The 19,133-nt window shown below is 48.8% G+C and carries 11 protein-coding genes; 6 read left to right on the top strand and 5 right to left on the bottom strand.

Annotated features, from left to right (window positions below):
- Window positions 1-152: 152 nt before the first annotated feature.
- Together H6F73_RS10140 and H6F73_RS10135 are read right to left on the bottom strand one after the other, a co-directional pair.
- Window positions 153-4,133: a magnesium chelatase subunit H gene (locus H6F73_RS10140; RefSeq protein WP_190758660.1), complete on the bottom strand. Its 3,981-nt coding sequence runs from the start codon at window positions 4,131-4,133 to the stop codon at window positions 153-155.
- 303 nt (window positions 4,134-4,436) lie between these two features.
- A complete protein-coding gene (locus H6F73_RS10135) occupies window positions 4,437-4,919 on the bottom strand; it encodes an ankyrin repeat domain-containing protein (RefSeq protein WP_190758659.1) in 483 nt (160 codons plus the stop codon).
- Between the two features lie 25 nt (window positions 4,920-4,944).
- Between H6F73_RS10135 and H6F73_RS10130 the strand changes: the two genes are divergently transcribed.
- From H6F73_RS10130 to H6F73_RS10115, 4 genes are all read left to right on the top strand, one after another.
- A complete protein-coding gene (locus H6F73_RS10130; RefSeq protein WP_190758658.1) occupies window positions 4,945-5,262 on the top strand; it encodes a hypothetical protein in 318 nt (105 codons plus the stop codon).
- Between the two features lie 209 nt (window positions 5,263-5,471).
- Window positions 5,472-7,442: a hypothetical protein gene (locus H6F73_RS10125; RefSeq protein WP_190758657.1), complete on the top strand. Its 1,971-nt coding sequence runs from the start codon at window positions 5,472-5,474 to the stop codon at window positions 7,440-7,442.
- 81 nt (window positions 7,443-7,523) lie between these two features.
- The gene (locus H6F73_RS10120; protein ID WP_199330548.1) at window positions 7,524-8,735 is read left to right on the top strand and encodes a lipid-A-disaccharide synthase; all 1,212 of its coding nucleotides are present in this window, start codon (window positions 7,524-7,526) and stop codon (window positions 8,733-8,735) included.
- Between the two features lie 165 nt (window positions 8,736-8,900).
- Window positions 8,901-10,595 (top strand): DICT sensory domain-containing protein, encoded by a 1,695-nt coding sequence (locus H6F73_RS10115; protein ID WP_190758655.1) that lies wholly within the window; start codon window positions 8,901-8,903, stop codon window positions 10,593-10,595.
- A gap of 125 nt (window positions 10,596-10,720) precedes the next feature.
- Here the strand turns inward: H6F73_RS10115 and H6F73_RS26490 are convergent, their stop codons facing one another.
- Window positions 10,721-12,490, bottom strand: a complete 1,770-nt coding sequence (locus H6F73_RS26490) for a HAMP domain-containing sensor histidine kinase (protein WP_242072409.1) — start codon at window positions 12,488-12,490, stop codon at window positions 10,721-10,723.
- A gap of 266 nt (window positions 12,491-12,756) precedes the next feature.
- Here H6F73_RS26490 and H6F73_RS10105 point away from each other — a divergent pair, with 266 nt between their 5' ends.
- Both H6F73_RS10105 and H6F73_RS10100 read left to right on the top strand, forming a co-directional pair.
- The gene (locus tag H6F73_RS10105; protein WP_190758654.1) at window positions 12,757-14,157 is read left to right on the top strand and encodes a TldD/PmbA family protein; all 1,401 of its coding nucleotides are present in this window, start codon (window positions 12,757-12,759) and stop codon (window positions 14,155-14,157) included.
- Window positions 14,158-14,310: 153 nt separating this feature from the next.
- Window positions 14,311-15,171, top strand: a complete 861-nt coding sequence (locus tag H6F73_RS10100) for an Rpn family recombination-promoting nuclease/putative transposase (RefSeq protein WP_190758653.1) — start codon at window positions 14,311-14,313, stop codon at window positions 15,169-15,171.
- Between the two features lie 145 nt (window positions 15,172-15,316).
- On the opposite strand, the gene H6F73_RS10095 is transcribed toward H6F73_RS10100, so the two are convergent.
- Together H6F73_RS10095 and H6F73_RS10090 are read right to left on the bottom strand one after the other, a co-directional pair.
- Window positions 15,317-17,935, bottom strand: a complete 2,619-nt coding sequence (locus H6F73_RS10095) for an ATP-binding protein (RefSeq protein WP_190758652.1) — start codon at window positions 17,933-17,935, stop codon at window positions 15,317-15,319.
- The gene (locus H6F73_RS10090; RefSeq protein WP_190758651.1) at window positions 17,932-19,035 is read right to left on the bottom strand and encodes an ATP-binding protein; all 1,104 of its coding nucleotides are present in this window, start codon (window positions 19,033-19,035) and stop codon (window positions 17,932-17,934) included. Before H6F73_RS10090 ends, H6F73_RS10095 begins: the two co-directional genes overlap by 4 nt.
- Window positions 19,036-19,133 lie beyond the last annotated feature (98 nt).

Here is a 19,133-nt window from a genome sequence, read left to right as displayed (position 1 = left end):
TAGCAACACAGCTCAATAGAGAGATTATAAGGACAATCAGGGTCAGATAATAATCCAATCCTGCTATTCCTCTGCTTATATGATATCAACCGTTGCAAATTTTGGTTCTAAATAGAAAGGCCGGCATCTTGCCGGCCTCACAAATCTTAGAATTATTCTACCCCTTCAATCCGGTCTTCTACCTCCTGATACAACTGGCGCAAGCGGTCTAAATTGCTCTCACTTGTCTCCCAGTAACCGCGACCATTAACTTCTAAAAGCGTAGTCACCATCTTGCGGAATGAGTGAGGATTGAGATTCATCAAGCGTTGCTGCATCGCCTCATCTTTGATGAACGTCTCATTGGTTTCCTCATACACCCAGTTATCTACAGCGCCGGCAGTCGCAGACCACCCCATTGTATTAACTAGACGCTTCGAGAGTTCCCGCACCCCTTCGTAGCCGTGGGAAAGCATTCCCTCATACCACTTCGGATTGAGCATCTTCGTCCGTGCATCCAGACGCACCGTTTCTGATAGCGTCCGCACCTGGGCGTTTGCCGTTGTGGTATCGGCAATAAAGGAGGCCGGCTGCTTGCCATCTCCGCGCAAAGTCGCCACAACCTTGGTGGGATCAGAGTCGAAATAGTGGGAAACATCGGTCAGGCTAATCTCAGAAGAATCCAGATTTTGGAACGTTACTTCAGCCGTTTTCAAAGTGGATTCAAAAATCTGCCGATCTTGTTCCATCGTGCCGGGATTATCTGAAGAAAACGCAAAGGATTTGCGAGTCAGGTACATTTCCTGCAACTCAGATTCGCTTTCCCAAGTGCTATTTTCTACCGCCAAATTGACGTTAGAAGAATAAGAACCGGAGGCATTAGAAAACACTCGCGTTGCCGCTTGCCGCAGATTAATGCCCATTTCCTCAGCTTGCTTCATCGCGTGCTTGCGGATAAAGTTCATCTCCACCGGCTCATTTGCTTCTGCTGCCATCTTCACGGCTTTATCCAACAGATTCATCTGGTTGATAAACAAGTCGCGGAAAACACCAGAACAGTTGATCACCACATCAATCCGAGGGCGTCCCAATTCTTCGAGGGAAATCAATTCCAACTTATTGATGCGTCCCAAAGCATCGGGAACCGGCTTCACGCCCACCATCCACATAATCTGGGCGAGAGATTCCCCATACGTCTTGATATTGTCGGTTCCCCAAAGCACGCAAGCAATCGTTTCCGGGTAATTTCCGCCATTATCCATCCGTTGCCGGTCTAACAGCCGGTCTACGACAATTTTTGCCGATTTGACCGCTGCTGCTGTAGGAATTGATTGGGGATCGAGGGCGTGCATATTCTTGCCGGTGGGCAAAACATCCGGGTTACGAATCGGATCGCCGCCTGGGCCGGGTAAAATATATTCGCCTTCCAACGCCCGCAGCAGTGCCCCTAATTCGTTATCGGCACAAACTTGCTGCAAGCAGAATTCCAAATACTCAAACAGCGGTTTAATCAGTTCAGGATCGACCTTTTTATAACCGGCTTCATGAAGCGCTTCAATCCAAGGTTCCTTTTTGCCCATATTAAAGAAATTGAGCTTGGAAACCAAAGAAACGCGTCCATCCGCATCGGTTTGCTCTTTCACCAAAGCCGCAACAGCCGCACGGCTTGCCATTGTGATGTTTTGCAATAACTCGACATCGGCAAGAATGCCTTTATCGTTATTGTGGTAAACATCCTCAATCTTGCGCCCGATGCTATTGGCAATAATTCGGGGGAGAGAAACGATTTCCTCGTCTTCACGATCAAGATTGGCAATATTCACCAGCGTGGCGATCGCTTCTTCTGCGGTTGGCGGCTTACCAATTACGTGCAACCCGCAAGGCAACAAGCGAGATTCAATTTCCATCAGCCGGCGATACACCTGACCGACAATATTATCCCGCTCCAGCGCAGTCATGTCTGCGGCCTCAATGTCAGGCAGGGCGATATCCTTATCCAAATTCACCAGCCGGCACTTATCCATGATCGTGCTGACAATCGGAATCCCGCGCCCCGTATCTTTCAAAGTTTGATAAGAGGCAATTAACTCGCTCAACTCTTGCAAGCCTTTGTAAAGTCCTGCATTTTCTGCCGGCGGCGTTAGGTAGGAAATCGTCGCGGCATAGCTACGGCGCTTAGCAATCGTGGCTTCGCTGGGATTATTCGCTGCGTAGTAATACAAATTCGGAATCTTGCCAATCAAGCTGTCGGGATAGCAATCCCCAGACATCCCCATTTGCTTACCGGGCATGAATTCCAGGGAACCGTGAGTGCCGAAATGCAGCACCGCATCCGCGCCCCAAATCCGCTCTAAATAAGTGTAATAGGCGGCAAATCCATGATGAGGGCTGGCAGAACGAGAGAACAGCAAGCGCATCGGATCGCCTTCATAGCCAAAGGTTGGCTGAACGCCGATAAACACATTGCCGAATTGTTTGCCAAAAACGAGCAAGTTTTCCCCATCGGTGTTGAGATGTCCCGGAGGTGGACCCCAGTTTTCGTGCAAGCGTTCGGAGTAGGGCGTCAGTTCTTCATATTCCGGAACCGACATCCGGTAAGCAATATTCAGTTCTGGGCTGCTGTACTGTGCCGTGGCGTCGTGGATGACTTCTTGCATCAGCGCCTCGGCGGACTCTGGCAACCCTTGCACGTCATAGCCGTTGTGCTGTAAAGCTTCCAGGACTTTGTAGATGGAACCGAACACATCGAGATAAGCTGCGGTTCCCACGTTGCCTTTGTCGGGCGGGAAGCTGAAGACCGTAATTGCAACTTTTTTGTCTAATTTGGGCTTGCGGCGCAGGTTCGCCCATTTCATGGCCCGTTGAGCGACGGCTTCAATGCGATCTTGCAAAGCGATCGCTTTGCCGGTTGTGCCATCTCTGCCTGAGAGAATAATCGGTTCGATTGCGCCATCCAGTTCGGGAATGGCAATTTGCAATGCCACTTGAATCGGGTGCAATCCCAAGTCGCTATTTTCCCACTCTTCCGTGGTTTGGAAGACCAAAGGCAGCGCCACCATGTAGGGCCGGTTTAAGCGCTTCAGGGAGTCGATGGCCTTGGGGTGGTCTTGACGCGCCGGCCCGCCGACTAGGGCGAAGCCGGTGAGGGAAACCACGGCATCCACCAAGGGTAACGGTGCAACGCCTTTAGCCCCAACTTCCCAGAAATAAGCCTCCACCGGCTTGGAGAAGTCTAAGCCGCCGGCGAACACGGGGATCACTCGCGCCCCCATTGCTTCGAGTTCCTGCACCATTGCCACATAATGGGCATCGTCGCCGGTGACAAGGTGGGTGCGCTGTAGCACTAAGCCTACGCAAGGCGCTAGGGGGTCTTTCAGGTCAGTAGAGATGTCTGTACGGCTGTTGTACCAATTAAAGTAATCTCTGACTTCCTCAAACATCTTCGGTGCCAAGGGGTGCCAGATACCCATATCTGGGTAAACCACCGGCTCCTGAAAGCTCAGCTTGTTGCCTTTGAAGACATACTTATCTGCCAGCATCAGCAGGAAGTTTTCCAAGTTCTCGGAAGAACCTCCCAACCAATATTGGAAGCTGAGCATGAAGTTGCGGGCGTCCTGCGCTTTGTCCATTGGCAGGTATTTCAAAACTTTCGGCAAGGTCTGCAACAGCTTCAGCATTCCATCTTGGAAGGATGAGCCGGATTGCTCCTTGCGTTTTTTCATGAATTGTGCAATTGCACTCTTCGACTGACCCAGTTGAGCCATCGAGAAGCTGCCCATCTTGTTCAGGCGCATCACCTGCGGCATGGAGGGGAAGACTACGGCGACATCCAAGGCATCGCGGTAGGGTTCCACTGCCTCAACGACTTTATCGGCCAAGTCTTCAATGAAGATCAGGGATGCGATAAAAACATTGGCACCGGCAAGATCCCGCTTCAAGTTTTCATAGTTCTCAGGGTCACGCAATTCTTCGATCAGATAGCCACTGATTTCGATCGCTAAGTTGGGGTTGTTCTGGTTAATCGAACGAACCGCCCCAGACAAAGCGCTCTGATACTGGGCTTCTAGCACGACATAGACCACCTTGAGTAAGGCTCGCCCTTGGAGGTTGTCAGGCGCGATGTGTCGAATGGTGGGCTTGACGTGAGTGAACATTCAGGTAGGCTCCTTTACGATGCGCGTTCTCTTCTCAGGACTGTGTGCTGATGACTTCATGCTGAGTCTTGAGGAACAGCGTCGGCAGGTGGGGCGGGTTGCTTGACACCTTCCAACTTTGCTGACTCAGCACTCAGCACTCAGCACTTCAAAAAATGGCACATGAGTTTTTTTAGCAGAAAATGACCACCTGATGAGGGTTTTGGCCGTTATCTGACACAATTCGACAAAAAACTCTCAATATTTATTTACATTTATTTACAAATTATGTAAATAACTACTCATCTTTTCCTTTACAAAAGTTTAGGTAGACTGGCGCTCACGAGCTTGTTTGAGGATCTTGATCACTTCCGGGTGACCTTCTTGGGAGGCCCAAACGAGGGCAGTCATGGTGTTGTTGTCTTTGGCCTTGAGATCGGCACCGGCTTCTAGTAAACTTTCCACGATTTGGGCGTGTCCGCTACCGGCAGCACTCATCAAGGCAGTTAAGCCAAAGTTAGTTTTGGCATTGACTTCAGCACCGGCTGCTAGCAAATGCTGAACGATCTCAAGATGGCCGGCAGCCGCCGCACTCATCAGCGCTGTCCAGCCATCGGCATCACCGGCTTTTGCATCTGCACCGGCAGCGAGCAAGGTTTGCACAATTTCAGCATTGCCGGCTTCCGCTGCGGCAGTTAAAGCATTCAATCCTTCTGCATCTGTGCCATTCACATCCGCCCCTTGGTCTATCAAGGCTTGGACGGTAGGGGCGTCACTGCTTTTTGCTGCTTCGATTAAATCTGTCATAGCTTTACACGCTCCTCAAAACCCAATGCCGGTTGAACAAGTTTGTGCCAAAAACGTATTTTCGCATCTTGTTGGGTCACTCGATCTGTCTGGCAAATTTAACAATTGGGGAACTCGACTGGGAACAAAGCGATCTTGTACCGGCAGCAAAACAGCCAAAACTCAGGATTGTAATGGGTGCATCGCCCTTGATATTTTCAGCGTCTCGATTAATCCTGAAGAGTTGGCGAGTGCCGGTTGGCCGGCCCAGGGATTTGCCCATTTAAAGAATGCCACCGCCTCTGTCCGCTTAAGCTCAAGGCATACTGATTGCGGTAGAGTAACTTCGGGCATTGCCGCATGAGAGCGCTGATTACGTGCAGATCCAGTGCGGAACGCTGCTAGTTAACCACTTCCTACAAAAGAGGACACCATCGCAATCCAGTTAGCAGAGGTAAAGCGGGTATATCTAAGCAGATACAGTATCCAACATCCATTTATCTTATCTAAAAGCTTAAGTTTATGACATTTGCTCGATTAATTTCATGCTCTGTTTCCTTATGGCTAGGAGTTATGTCTAGCGCTGTACTGGCAGATACCGAAGATGTGGGTCAGGTTCCTAAAAAAATAGCATCAATGGATCAAGATGTTAAGGTAAATAGCGCTATTTTGCCTGAACTATCTGCTCAGTTAATTCCGACAGTGCAACCCCTCCCTCCTGAGAAAAAATTTGAATTAGAAACTTTACCCATTAACCGAGCCGGCGAGGACGCCGTTATTATTGAACCTGCCCCACAGTCGGGATTGCGCGGAGATGTTTTAAGAAGTCGCCCCACCGTTTTAACCACAGCTCATCACTTACAGCGGGGAGAAATCCTTACTAATTTTCGTTATCGTCAATCCTTTCCTGCCGGTTCAGCGAGTGATGTTGGATTGACAGGACAACCAACTTTTGCAATTAGTTGGGGCGCAACAGATAACTTAGAAATTACCCTTGACGCTCAGACAGTTGATAATGCTGGGCCTGGTGAGCAAGGAGACTTACAAGCTCGCAGAACAACTGCTAATGGGAGTGGGAATTTCTTTCAAGAATTGACCTTACAAGCAAAACAGCGAATTTGGCAAAATGCTGAAGGCAATTCGGCGTTAAGTGGCGTGATAGCTGTTTCTAGAGGAATTCGATCTTACCAATTTTTTAGTAGTGAAAATCAGGCATTAACCGAGGGAAGCAATACGCAAGAACTTGTTGTTTCTTTAGAATTACCTTTTACTGTAAAAACAGATGATCGCTGGCAATTCACCTTATCTCCAAAAGTTGCTTTTTTGCCAGAAGATAATGCTTTGTATTTTCGCAGGCTTCCAGACAATGACGATGATTCTTTTAGCACAACTTTAGGTTTAGCCGGCGCAGTCAGCTATCAGGTTAACCCCAGACTCATCCTCTGGGGAGATACATTTATTCCCTTTACTGGAAATAATAGCCTTAATCAAGATACAGGACGTCCCGCGCGTAATATTGCTTTTAACACCGGCTTGCGGTATTTAGTCAACCCCAGGCTGGCAACCGATTTATTTATTTCTAACACGCTGGGTAACACCGGCGCTTTATCAGCTATTGCAGATCGAGAGTCTATTTCTCTGGGTTTAGGGATAACGTTTTTACCCGCTTTTACTGCTGCAAATCGCCAGTATCCACAGCATTTTGGAGACACACAAAATCCGCCTCCTTTTATTCCTGCTGGGTTTGGCTTTTTGGATGGAGGAACGATTGCAAATCAGCAATTGATTACCACGCTACAAGCAGGTAGTCAAGGGTTATTGGCCTCGATTCAGTACGGACTTTTAGACGATTTTGAAATTGGGGGATTTATAGATTCTGTTTCTGGAGATACAGACGAATCAGAGATAGGACTTAGTGGAAAAATTCGCTTTTTGCATCAAGCAGATGGCGATCCGTTTACCTTAAGCGGTTTGGTAACAGTTTCCAAGTCAAATAATGTCATACTCAACTTGTTGAGCGGAAACGGCAATGAATTAGAAAATCGAGGCTTGGAGGAAGAAGGATTTGTTTTCAGCAGTGAAACTTGTTCCGATAACGGTGGAGTTATGGGGAACGACGGGGAATGTTTATTGATTACTCTGTCTGCACCCATGCACTATCAGTTAGAAAATGGTAGTGCAGTTTGGTTAACGCCAACCTTGGGATATGTACAGCGAAATGGATTAGAAATTGCCGGCTTTAATGTCGGCGGATCGGTTCCTTTGGGTCAAAATCTCACGGCAATTGCGGAAGCCGGTTTCAATTTAACAGGCGATGGCAATGCCTTAGTCGATGATGACCGCAAAAATCTGATTCCTTGGGCTTTAGGGGTGCGCTGGAATGCCGCATCTTTATTTAACTGGCCGATAACCAGGAATCTTGGGCCTCAAGTTGAATTGTACCTAACAAATCGGGTCGGTTCCTCACCGTTTCAGACTCTGCGAGTGCGCGAGGATAATGATATAGCGGTAGGGGCGGGATTGCTGTTTCCCCTCCAATTTTAGTGTAGTCATTAATTCGTAAAAGGAGGCTTTTCAGTGCCGGCAGTTGATATTTTAATTCTCTCCAATGGCCCTGGAGAATTGATGACTTGGGTGCGACCTGTGGTGCAACAACTGCGGCAGCAAATGGGCGAAGATCGCTCACAAATTCGCATTTCTGTCGTTTTGTCTCCGTGTCCTCATGCTACCGGCAAAGAAGTTGAAATTGCCCGTTCCTATCCGGAAATAGACCGAGTTCAAGCGGCAAAAGATTTTTGGAAGTTTTTACTTTTGGGAAAAACCGCAGAAAATTGGGATTGGCGAGAATCGGGCATTGTAATCTTTCTCGGTGGCGATCAAATTTTTCCGGTGATCATTGGTCACCGGCTGGATTATCGTACCGTTGTTTATGCGGAATGGGATGCCCGATGGCATGGCTGGATAGACCGATTTGGGGTAATGAAGCCTGAAATTATTGCCGGCATCCCCGCAAAATACGCCCATAAATTTACCGTCGTTGGTGATTTAATGGCAGAAGTTTCTAAAGAAATCGCAACAGAAGAAATTAAAGATTCTTCCCATACCATTGAATTAATCGGACTCCTTCCCGGATCGAAGCCGGCAAAACTTTCTCAAGGAGTGCCGTTACTGTTAGCAATTGCCGAGAAAGTTCATGCAATCAACCCTCAAACACGGTTTGTGATTCCCGTTGCGCCTACCTTGGATTTACCAACCTTGGCGCGGTTTGGCGATCCTCAACAAAACCCCCTAATTGAGCAATTGGGATGGGCGTCTGCAAAATTAAAATTTAAGGATGAGGATTCTTCATACTTTTTAATCACCGGCACCGGCTTGCAAGTCGAACTTCATACAACTGCACCGGCTTATGATTTGCTCTCGCAATGCCGGCTTTGTTTAACAACGGTCGGTGCAAATACTGCCGAACTCGGTTCTCTGGCTGTACCAATGATTGTGTTAATTCCCACCCAAGAATTAGATGCGATGCGGGCTTGGGATGGCTTACCGGGGTTGTTAGCAAATTTGCCGGGAGTGGGTTCAGCTTTTGCTAAAGCAATTAACTGGATCGTATTGCGGCAAGGACGTTTATTTGCTTGGCCGAATATTTGGGCAAAAGCGGAAATCGTGCCAGAATTAGTGGGGCAATTGCAGCCGGCAAGCGTTGCTGAAATGGTGATTGATTTCCTCAACCATCCGGAAAAATTGGACGCGATGCGAGATCGTCTTCGCAGTGTCAGAGGGGATGCCGGTGCGGCACAAAAACTCGCGCAACTTGTGGGTGAAGAAATTTCTAATTAAGTCGAAATGTTAAAAGATTTAGGCAATTTGTCATCCCGGTCGTTCTCGAACCTTGCTAAACTAAGTTGAGTTCCAGCCGAGAGAAAATCAAGGTCGCATCACGATTGCGCCTCGATTCGTGCCATCAGGGTGCCAAATATCGCCGGCCTTTTTCTTCCTGAGTCAATGAATTTATCACCAGCTCAAGACATCTCCCTGTACGAACTAGCCCTCAGCGCCCAGCAGCCGCCCCATGCCTTGCAAGTCAGTCCGGCGACGCTCAAATCTATGGTAGATGCGCTGATTGACTTGTTGCTTGATCAAGAGATACCGGCAACATTATTAGTCAAACTCCCGCGCGGGAATGCGTGGCAAGCTGAGCTTGAGCGTTACCGGCAAAGTGGAGTTTGTCAAGGAATTTATGTTTGCAACCTTTCTGGGCGCAATGCAGCCAGTCTGGCAGATGAGGATAATTCTGACAATTCAGGGGAAATATTATCGCACCCAGCAGAACTCGAATCGCCACCGGCAAAGCAAAGATACTCCCGCCCAACATCTGAATTCCAGACGCACAGGCAGTCTGCGCCAATCGCTGACAGCGAGACATCCCTGATTCAGGATAAGGCGAGACAAAGCACACCGGCACCGGCAACCTCAACAAGTTTTGAACTGAATGTGCCGGCTGAATCTTCTTTAAGACGGGAATATTTTATCTTCGTCCTCTCAGAGCAATTTTGTAGCGTGATCGTGGCCCACCGGCCTCGATCTATCCGGCTGCCGGTGGACGCCACAGAGACCAATTCGGAACGTAAACAACCACTTTTAGCAATTTGCTCTACAGACGCGCCGGCAGTTGAACACGTATTAGCCGGCTTGCGACATATCGCTACCATTAGCCCGTCAAAAACTCTCCCAACCGCTCAGCCAACCGTAGGAACAATCCCTCTAGCACAAATCCCAACGTCGGTTTCTGTCACCACTGACGAACTCTTAAAAAATTGGGATTCCCTGTTTCTGCGTTTCCCATCCTCTGACTTGACAAAAACTTCTTTGTTTGCATCTCACGCAGGGCACTTATGGGCCAAACAAATTCAGCAGCAAGAAGAAGTTTGGCGCAGTATCACCCACTACCGGCAGCACGCAGTCGATGCAGAAGCCTTGCAACTGCAAAACCAAGAGTTGCTGGAATCGATGCACCTGAAAGACGAATTTCTCAGCAATGTGGGTCAGGCACTGCGGACACCCTTAACCAATATGAAAACAGCACTCACCCTGCTGGGTTCCCCCAACCTCAAGCCGGCTCAGCGTGATCGGTATATGCAACTGCTCAATACCGAGTGCGATCGCCAAACTTCGCTGATCAACGGCTTGCTAGAACTGGTGCGGCTCGATCATTTGGTAGATCATGCAGCGATGCAAGCTTTGTATTTGGCAGAAATGGTGCCTGGGGTTGTCAGTACCTACCAGCCATTAGCCCAAGAAAAAGGCGTGATGCTAGCTTACACAATCCCAGACAACTTGCCCCCCGTTTCCTGTTTGCGTCCCTGGCTGAAGCAGATCGCGATCAACTTGTTGCATAATGGCATCAAGTTTACCCCCACCGGCGGTCAAGTTTGGGTGCAGGCAAAGCAGCAGGGAGATTATATCCAATTAGAATTTCGCGACACCGGCATCGGCATTCCTGCTAGCGAACTTCACAAAATTTTTGAACGATTTTATCGCGTTCGCCAAGCCGTCGATGACGATCCGGGCGGTGCCGGTTTAGGTTTAACGATTGTGCAACAGTTATTGCTGCGCTGCGGTGGTTCAATTTCCGTTAAAAGCCAACTTGGTCAGGGTTCGACTTTTAACGTTTTGCTGCCGATTTATCATAAAGAATAGGGGGATTGGGCATTGGGGATGGGGCATGGGGCAAGGCTTCGCCAACCTAAAGGTAGGGGCATGGGGCATTTTTAGCCGCTCTCCCTCTCTACCACTCACAACTCAGCACTCGCCTCTGTCAGTCGCTATTCTAGGGGCAGGAAAATCGTTAGCACTTCGCCTTGTTCAGGTCTTTGTCGCACGATTAGTTTTGCGCCTAGGGCTTGAAAGAGATTTTTTGTGACCGAGAGATTGAGTGTGAGATTGCCGGTTTCTGGCTGAAATACCAACAACTGACCAATCGATTTAAGTGGTGAAGTTGAGGCATTTGCCGACAATTTTTCACTGCCGGTTTGACATTGCAACTGCACTTTTAATTGATCACCGGCTAGCATCACTTGCACTTCCACATGACCTCCTGCCGGCTGACTGGCGGTGAAATTTTCAATTACGCCGGTGAGTACCTGATCCAACATTGTCGGATCGCTCACTACCGAGGGCATCTTCTGCGGCAAAACGACATCTAGGGTGAGATTTCGCCGGCTTGCCTGTTTTTGCCACCGAGGAATGCAACTGTCGAAAACTTGCGTCAGGGGAGTAGATGTTAAATGAACCGGCGCTCGTTTTGTTTCAGAAGTTTCCAATTCCACAGCGCGGAAAATTAAACCAAAACGATCAATCTGTTCGCTACACTCGCGATCAATCATTTCCAAACGCTTAATCACTTCTGGCTCTAAGTTTCGGCGTTTTAGCAATAGGCGAGTTAAAGTGCGAATTGTCGCCAAAGGCGTGCGAACTTCGTGGGCGATCGCTTGCAGCAATTCCACATCCTGCGCTTGAGATCGCTCATTCGCTGCCGTGCCGGTTCCACCGGCTAGATGCTCTAGGCGCTGCTCAAGGGTTTCTCGATTTAAGTTTGTTTTCACAGCAGCCGGCCTCTTGGTACGCTCATTCACGCAACCGGCAGAGTCGGAATGGCTGCGATTAGCGTTACGCGAACGCCAAGCCGATTTGCTGGATGTACCGGCTGCCTCTACAGTGGCTACTGGCTGCGAGTCGTGTACTGCCGCCGATAGCAAACGCACTGGGGAGTCTGAGCGACTGTTTTCCCACTCAACCGGCTCCGGCATATATTTCAGAAGCAGCCGGCTAAACTGCATCACAGTTTTGTAGTCTGGGGCTGCCGGCGCAAACCGCTCCATTAAATCATCCAGCTGGCTCAACTGAGCATTACTGCCGGCCAGTAACACGCGGGGACGCAGCGAATGCCAAGCTTGTGCAACCACTTCCGGGTCAAAAGAAAACTGAAACGCCGGTTCCCCGTTGCTGTCCACGCCCAGAACCATCACCAGACTCAATTTGTGAGTTAATACCACACAAAACTGTTCATCTGACAAAGGGTCATCTGAAAGTAAGGGAACCAATGAACGGGTACGAGAAGCCGGGGCAGCGCATCCTTCCGGGAGTGGCAGCAGGGGCATACTGTGCCGATTGCGTTCTCCCAGTAACCAAAGGGCTGGGTTGAGCGGATCGGAAGTGAATGTGCAAGACGCCACACGGGAAACAAGGGCTGGGTGAGTCAACACCGGCATCGGCCCGGATAAGATCAAGCCGTGTGATGGGTCAAAATCTTGGGCGTGGCTTGCTTCTTGGCCAATCGCAGGATGTTTAATTGTGGCCGGCCCAGTTATGGCCAATTGTTGTTGCAAAAGACAGTTAAGTGCGGCAACGGCACCGCACCATTCCCGTTCCGCCTTGAGGCGTTGCTGAGTAGCCTCAGCGGCAGAACGGTGCCGGTTGCGATTTAAAGAGACATTGCCGGCAACATCTCCACCACCCGCCACCGCTTCAAATCCACACTCTGCCCCGGTAAGGGATAAAACCTCACTGAGGGCCGGTAAAAACCATTGATCCATAGCAGTAAACCCTCTTGGCAGATTGCAATTAGTAGCAGAACCGCTCTTCAAAATAGTAAAACCGATAACTCAATTACGTCTGTAGGGCAAGGGGGCAGAACCCTTCTCCTTCAGAGTATCGGTATTTTTCAGTTAAGGACAGTCGAAGAACCGAACTAATTAGTCGCAATCTCCGTGCATGGGCCAATTGCTCATCAGTCCCAATCAGGACAATCTCCCTTGCGCTGTTGCAAAATGAAGGCAGTTCATTTAACTGGCCGTCGCTCATGTCTACTTTGCTAAATGACGCTAAAAATTTGCTGTCTGACTTGATGGCTCGCTTCTCACCTCATGTGGATTATTTGGCGATTCGATTGGAGGAATCTGAAGGCACTGATATTTTTTTGCGGGGAGAAAAGATTGAAACCCTCAGTGAAGGGGTGTCGATTGGCGGGCAAGTCCGGGCTTGCCATAAGGGTGGTTGGGGCTTTGCCAGTTTCAATCAGTTAGGGACGTTGGCAGAACGAATTGAGGAAGCGATCGCAGCCGCCCGGTTGGTGGGGGATGAAGAAACCCTGCTGGCCGAGGTGATGCCGGTGCAAGCGATTTGCCAGTTGCCGATGACCGGCACTGATCCCCGCCGGATTTCCCTCACCCAAAAGAAAGCATTGTGCGATCACTATGGGGAAATTCTTCGCAGTGTTGACCAACGCATCACCACCACGTCTGTACGCTACAGCGACAGCGCCCAGAAAATCATCCTGGTGACCTCAGAAGGCACGGTTTTGGAACAATCTTGGGTGGATATGGAAATGCGGTTTGCGGCCACTGCCAGGGCCGGCAGCACGGTGCAAACGGGCCGTGAAACCACGGGATCGCGCAAGGCGTATGAAGATATGACCACCCTAGACGATCAAGTGCGCGGCGCGGCAGAACGGGCTGTGCAGGCGCTCTCTTTGCCCTCTGTGAAGGGCAATACTTACACAGTGGTGATTGACCCGATTCTCAGCGGTTTATTTGTCCATGAAGCGTTTGGGCACCTCTCGGAAGCGGATATGACGTATGAGAATCCGGATTTGCTGGAGGTGATGACATTAGGCCGCCGGTTTGGGCCAAAAGAGTTGCAAATTTTTGATGGTGCCGCTCCGGAAGGCCATCGCGGGAGTTATTTTTACGATGATGAAGGAACGCCGGCAAGCACAACCCAGCTCATTGAGGATGGGGTTTTAGTAGGCCGGTTGCACTCCCGCGAGACGGCTGGAAAGTTAGGAGAAGCAGCCACCGGCAACGCCCGTTGTTTGAGTTATCACTATCCTCCCATTGTCCGCATGACTAATACCTGGATTGAGCGGGGCAATACAGCAGTGCCAGATTTGTTTACAGATATTCAAGAGGGTGTTTATGCCCGGAACTGGCTGGGAGGAATGACCAATGGGGAGATGTTTACCTTTAGTGCCGGTGAAGCGTGGATGATTCGCAATGGCGAATTAGCAGAGCCTGTGCGCGATGTAACGCTTTCTGGAAATGTGTTTACCACTTTGGCCGATATTGAAGCCATTGGGGATGATTTCTACTGGGATGAGTCCGGCGGTTGCGGGAAAGGCGGCCAAAGTGGCTTGTCGGTAGGTTGTGGTGGGCCAAGTTTGCGCCTCCGCAATGTTGTTGTCGGTGGGGATGCCGCAGAGTAAAGCAGGAAGAATTGAGGGGTTTAGTTATGAAGATTGAAAATAGCTTTTATACTAAACCCCTTATTTGGAAAACTTGAATAACTTGTAGAGATGCGATTCATCGTGTCTCTACCGGCACACTTATCCTAAATTTTAAGGAGAATTTGTTTAAAATTGACGATTGATAATATCTGCAAATATTTAGCTGAACAGGAACCGGGTGCTTTTGTTCGCTGGTTGCTCTCAAAAGAAGTGACCGATATCCAGATTCTTAAAACTGAATTAAGCGTAGAACCGATTCGCGCTGATGCGATTATTTTGCTGCAAATTGATGACCAAATTTTGCATCTAGAATTTCAAACTTTGCCGGAATCAAAGCCGGCAATTCCTTTCCGAATGCTGGACTACTGGGTGAGGCTTCGCCGGCAGTACGGAACTGATATCGAGCAAGTGGTGATTTTTTTAAAAGCCACAACCTCTGAAATTGTGTTTACAGAGCTATTTGAGGCACCCAATACCAGACACCGCTATCGAGTCATCCGTTTGTGGGAGCAAGATCCCGATCCACTGTTAGCAAATCCCGCTTTATTGCCACTGGCTTGTTTAGCAAGAAGCGAGTCGCCCAATGCTTTATTAGAGCGAGTAGCACTACAGGTTGCTAGAATTGAAGAACCCCAACAGCGGCAAAATTTATCAGCAAGTGTGACGGTACTTGCCGGCTTGCGTTTTGATGAAGCGTTAATTGACCAACTGTTTGGAGAGAGGTATATGCAAGAATCTGTAATTTATCAAAGAATTCTGCGGCAAGGTTTAGAACAAGGAAGACAAGAAGGGCGTGAGGAAGGCCGGCAGGAGGGAGAATTAGCGCTAATTATGCGTTTGCTTACTCGCCGGCTGGGTGCAATTCAACCGGCTGTACAAGACCGGCTTCAGAAATTATCGATTTCTCAATTAGAAGAGTTGGGTGAAGCATTGTTGGATTTTCAAGAAAATCAGGATTTAATAACTTGGTTGGATAGCAGGGGCGAACAGTAAAATTTTTAGGAAATTTGGGGTAAAAAGGGAAATGAATTCAACTTTACCCCCTTGTCAGCTTGTTATTTTTCCCTCAATTAACGATAAATTTCTGGCTAATATTGACGGAAATGCAACGGATTTTTTATCAAGTCCTTGCAGGTTTTTAAACATAATCTAAAACCCACCGGCGGAACAGTTCCACAATGATCTGCCACCGGCTCTCCTTTTCTTCAACGACATCATGGCGTGTGAGAGTCTTGAGGGCTTCGCCTAATGTTGTTTCATCAATATCGGCAGTCTCAGCTAACGCTTCTAGGCTCAATCCTTCCGGGTGAGGGGCGAGTGCTTTTAGGATTGCTTGCTGGTGGACTGCACCCTGCGCGGCTTGACCCCAAACGCCGGTGAAGTAGTAGCGTCCCCGGGTAAAGAATTCAGGGTCATCAATGACTGTTTCCACATCATCTACGGTGAAAATTGGCTCGCGGGGGTGTCCGATTTCAAATACTTGATCGTTATAGCGGCGAACGAGTCCGAATCCAATCAACTGGACGAGATAAGGTTGGCCGACAGTCAGTTCATAAATCAAATCCAGCGCTTCTGGTTTGTAGTCGAGGGGGAAATCGTCATCCGGGTTAGCGAGAAGGTAGCCGGTTGCCGCAGGTTCCATGAAGCCAACTTTAATCGGGATGACACTAGCAAAGAAGGGTTGGAAGTAATCTGCTGTCATTTCTTCGAGGGTATGAAGGCCGGCAAATGCAAAAGCAATTCGCGGACTCATTTGCACCATCCCCCGCAGAACTCCCATAAAATCTTTCGAGATTTTCCCGGCTTCTATCAGTTCCTCGATTTTCTCGAATTCATCTAAGGCAATAATTAAGCCGCCGGTTAGATTTGCCTCAACTTGTTTCAAATAGCGTTCAAATGTGCGGGTGGGAAGATTTAGCAGATCCGCATCCGCAGGGGGTGGGAGGTTGACCGTCCGAGAAATCTCATCGCTGATTGCCATCAGCACTTCCCCAACTCCCTGAGAGATATCTCCCAGGTTTAACGAGTTGATGTAGGCGACTTTTACCCCAGATCCAAGACAGTTTGCCACATTTTTGAGGATAGAAGTTTTGCCCATTCGCCTATGACCGAAAAGAACCACAGACTGTAGTTGATTGCCCAATACCCACAACTCTTCTAGCTGTCTGATCGTATCTTCCCGTCCCACAAAAAGCCTCCCCTGCACTGGATCGCCCACAACATAAGGATTGCGGACAGGTTCAGTGATGGATATTTCCCCGACTTCAGTAGCGACCTTCAGCAGCAATTCTTGTAAAGCTTCAGCAATGTCAAGGATTAGCTTTCGCTCTGCTTGGGGCAAGCAGTCGCCTGCGTCTAAAATGCTTTTAAGCTCTCCTAATGCTCGGTTGAGGGCGAAAGAGCGGATCGAGCGAGACACGCTACCCCGAACAGCCCGGAAATCCTCAGCAACTCGACGCAAGCTAGCAATCGCTTTCCAAGTAGCTGGACGCAGTAGGGGTTCCTGGGGAGGATTGGGCAATTCAATCAGCGCCAGATCGTCTAGAGACTCAATGCGGTAAAAGGCTGTTAGAGTTTCAGCTAAGGTTAATAGTTCGGCTCCATCAGGGAGAAAACGCACGACGGCAAAAGCTTCGGCTGCTTTTGCTGGCTCGAATTTGTATAAGTGGCAAAAACCAGCCGCAGCCGCACGCGCGGGTGTGTCTGTACGGGGTTCTGTTAAAAGACGAGCCTGGATCTGCCGCTTCCAGGGAGGCGGAACAAGAAAGAAACCGGCCACAACCTTTGACTTTATATTTTCACTTAAAGACGCGGAGACAAAATACACTAAGTCCCAATCATAGGGAGCTTCAGCCAGTTTAGTGACGCGACAGATAACTTCCTCTGGCGGTGTTTCCGCTAGTACGTGGTTAACTGCCTTGATAACAGGGATGAACTGAAGCGTATACTTCAGCAGTTGATTGACATTATCCAGCCCCCTCTCCCAATCCTGTTGCAGCCACTTTTTTAGATAGAAGGAGAGGTGAATTAGAGGAAGTAGAGTAAGACGGGAAAACCGCCAGCGTTCATTCTGGGGTTGTAACAGCACGAGCGGTAGATTCAAAAGCCAACTTTCAGGACGGAGTATCGCCACGCCCGATGCCACGCCATAGGCCACGCCTGCCACCACGCCCCCCGCCACACCCGATGCCACACCCCCCGTCATGCCTAACGCCACGCCCCCCGCCATACCCAACACCACGCTCAATGCCACGCCTGCTGCCACGCCTAGCACCGTGCCAAACGCCACACCAAATGCCACGCTCCCCGCCACGCCCCCCGCCACGCCAAACGCCACACCAAATGCCACGCCAAACGCCACGCCAACCGCCACGCCGCCCGTCACACTTAACGCTATGCCAAACGCCACGCCAAACGCCACACCAGCTGTCACGTATGACCCATTAAGGGGGATGCCTATTTCTTGAAGTGGTACACCTACAATTAATGGCGTTATAACAGTCAGCAATAACCCTTGTAAAAAGAAGTGAAGCTCGATAGGATTTTGGCGCAGCCACTCCCATCGCGTTTGCCAAGTCATTTTGCCTTTGAGAACAAGCGTATTTCCAAAGGTTTCGACATACCACTGCAACGCTTGGGGGAAGAAAAACACCCAGTATAGCAACCGTAAGTAATCAAGGGGATTCCACAATGAGAGAGGGCGCTTTAGTTTGGGAGCCAAATCTAACTGGGGAACAGGACTTTGATGTTGGCTCATTGCAGTTGCTCCATGTATCGCGCATAAGTTCGATAGCACCCTTGCATCAGTTGCCGAGGATGGCCGGCACTTTTTTGCACTAACTGAGTTATTTCTTCTTCAGTAAAATGCACAGAAGTTGTCTTAAGCCGGCTTTCAATAAATGTACGAGCAGTCGCTTCATCCCAAGGTTTGATGTCTTGATCTCGGAAAATGCCAGAAAATGGTGATGTTTTGCTTTGTTCCTGACTCTCTTTAAAAAGCTGAGCAAGGGGTTCGCCGGCAGATAAAATCAGCCGCAAAGGTGCATCACTTCCCTCAGCCAAACCGCGCAAATGATCACGGAGGTTACGAGTAAACCCTTTGCCTATCATCTTTCCCGCATTGTCGATAGTTAGCAACAATCGATCTTGATGCTGTCGCAAAGCGCGAGTTAGGGGATATCCTTTGCTTTTAGAAATCCCAATCTCATCGCACAAAGCGCTGTAGAATTCATCTTCATTATGAAGTGGATTCAGGTCTAAGTAAATCGGCTGGCGCGGCGATAAGAGGCGATTTTCTGACTGCCGACAAATTTCTATTAGCAGAGAAGATTTGCCGATACCTTCTTCTCCTATCAAGGCAACGCTACTATTGCTGTTAAGAAGCTCAAATACTCGCTCGATCTCACGGTGCCGGTTAAAGAACTGTTGAGGATTATCAACTATGGCATTTAAAGGGATAAAGGGGTTACAAAGCTTTTTTTTAGCGATTAAACTTGCTTCTGACTGTGATGGAAAAGCTGGAGGCAGCGTCTCTTGAACGGCTACATTGGGTAGTTCCGTAAGTGGTTTTTGGGAAGATTGGCTGTTCTCAGAGTGCTGTTTCCAGAGTTTCTCAATTTCTGATACAAAATCATATTTGTCAACGTCGATTTCTAAAATTTCTTTTAGCTTTCTAAATAATTTTGGGCCAGTCTCTTTTATATATTGAAAAGTCCAGCAGGTTTCGTTAGCAATTTCCGGATAAGTAAAATTATTATAAATTCCTATAAAAACGGCTTTCTCCACTGGCCTTAATTTGGGTTGATTTTTCTCTATAAATAACCCATTCACAAACTCAAATGCTTCTTCGGGGGTCATGCTTCACCTTGATTTTAATAAAAATTTTTCAAGCTTCTGCGCTCACAAGCCTACATTTTCCTACAAACCTACATAAACCTACTTTTTCCTACAAAAAG

The sequence above is a fragment of the Microcoleus sp. FACHB-68 genome, assembly GCF_014695715.1.
Lineage (GTDB): Bacteria > Cyanobacteriota > Cyanobacteriia > Cyanobacteriales > Oscillatoriaceae > FACHB-68.
The sequence above is the reverse complement of the archived record's forward strand: the minus strand, read 5'-3'. Positions and strand labels throughout refer to the sequence as shown.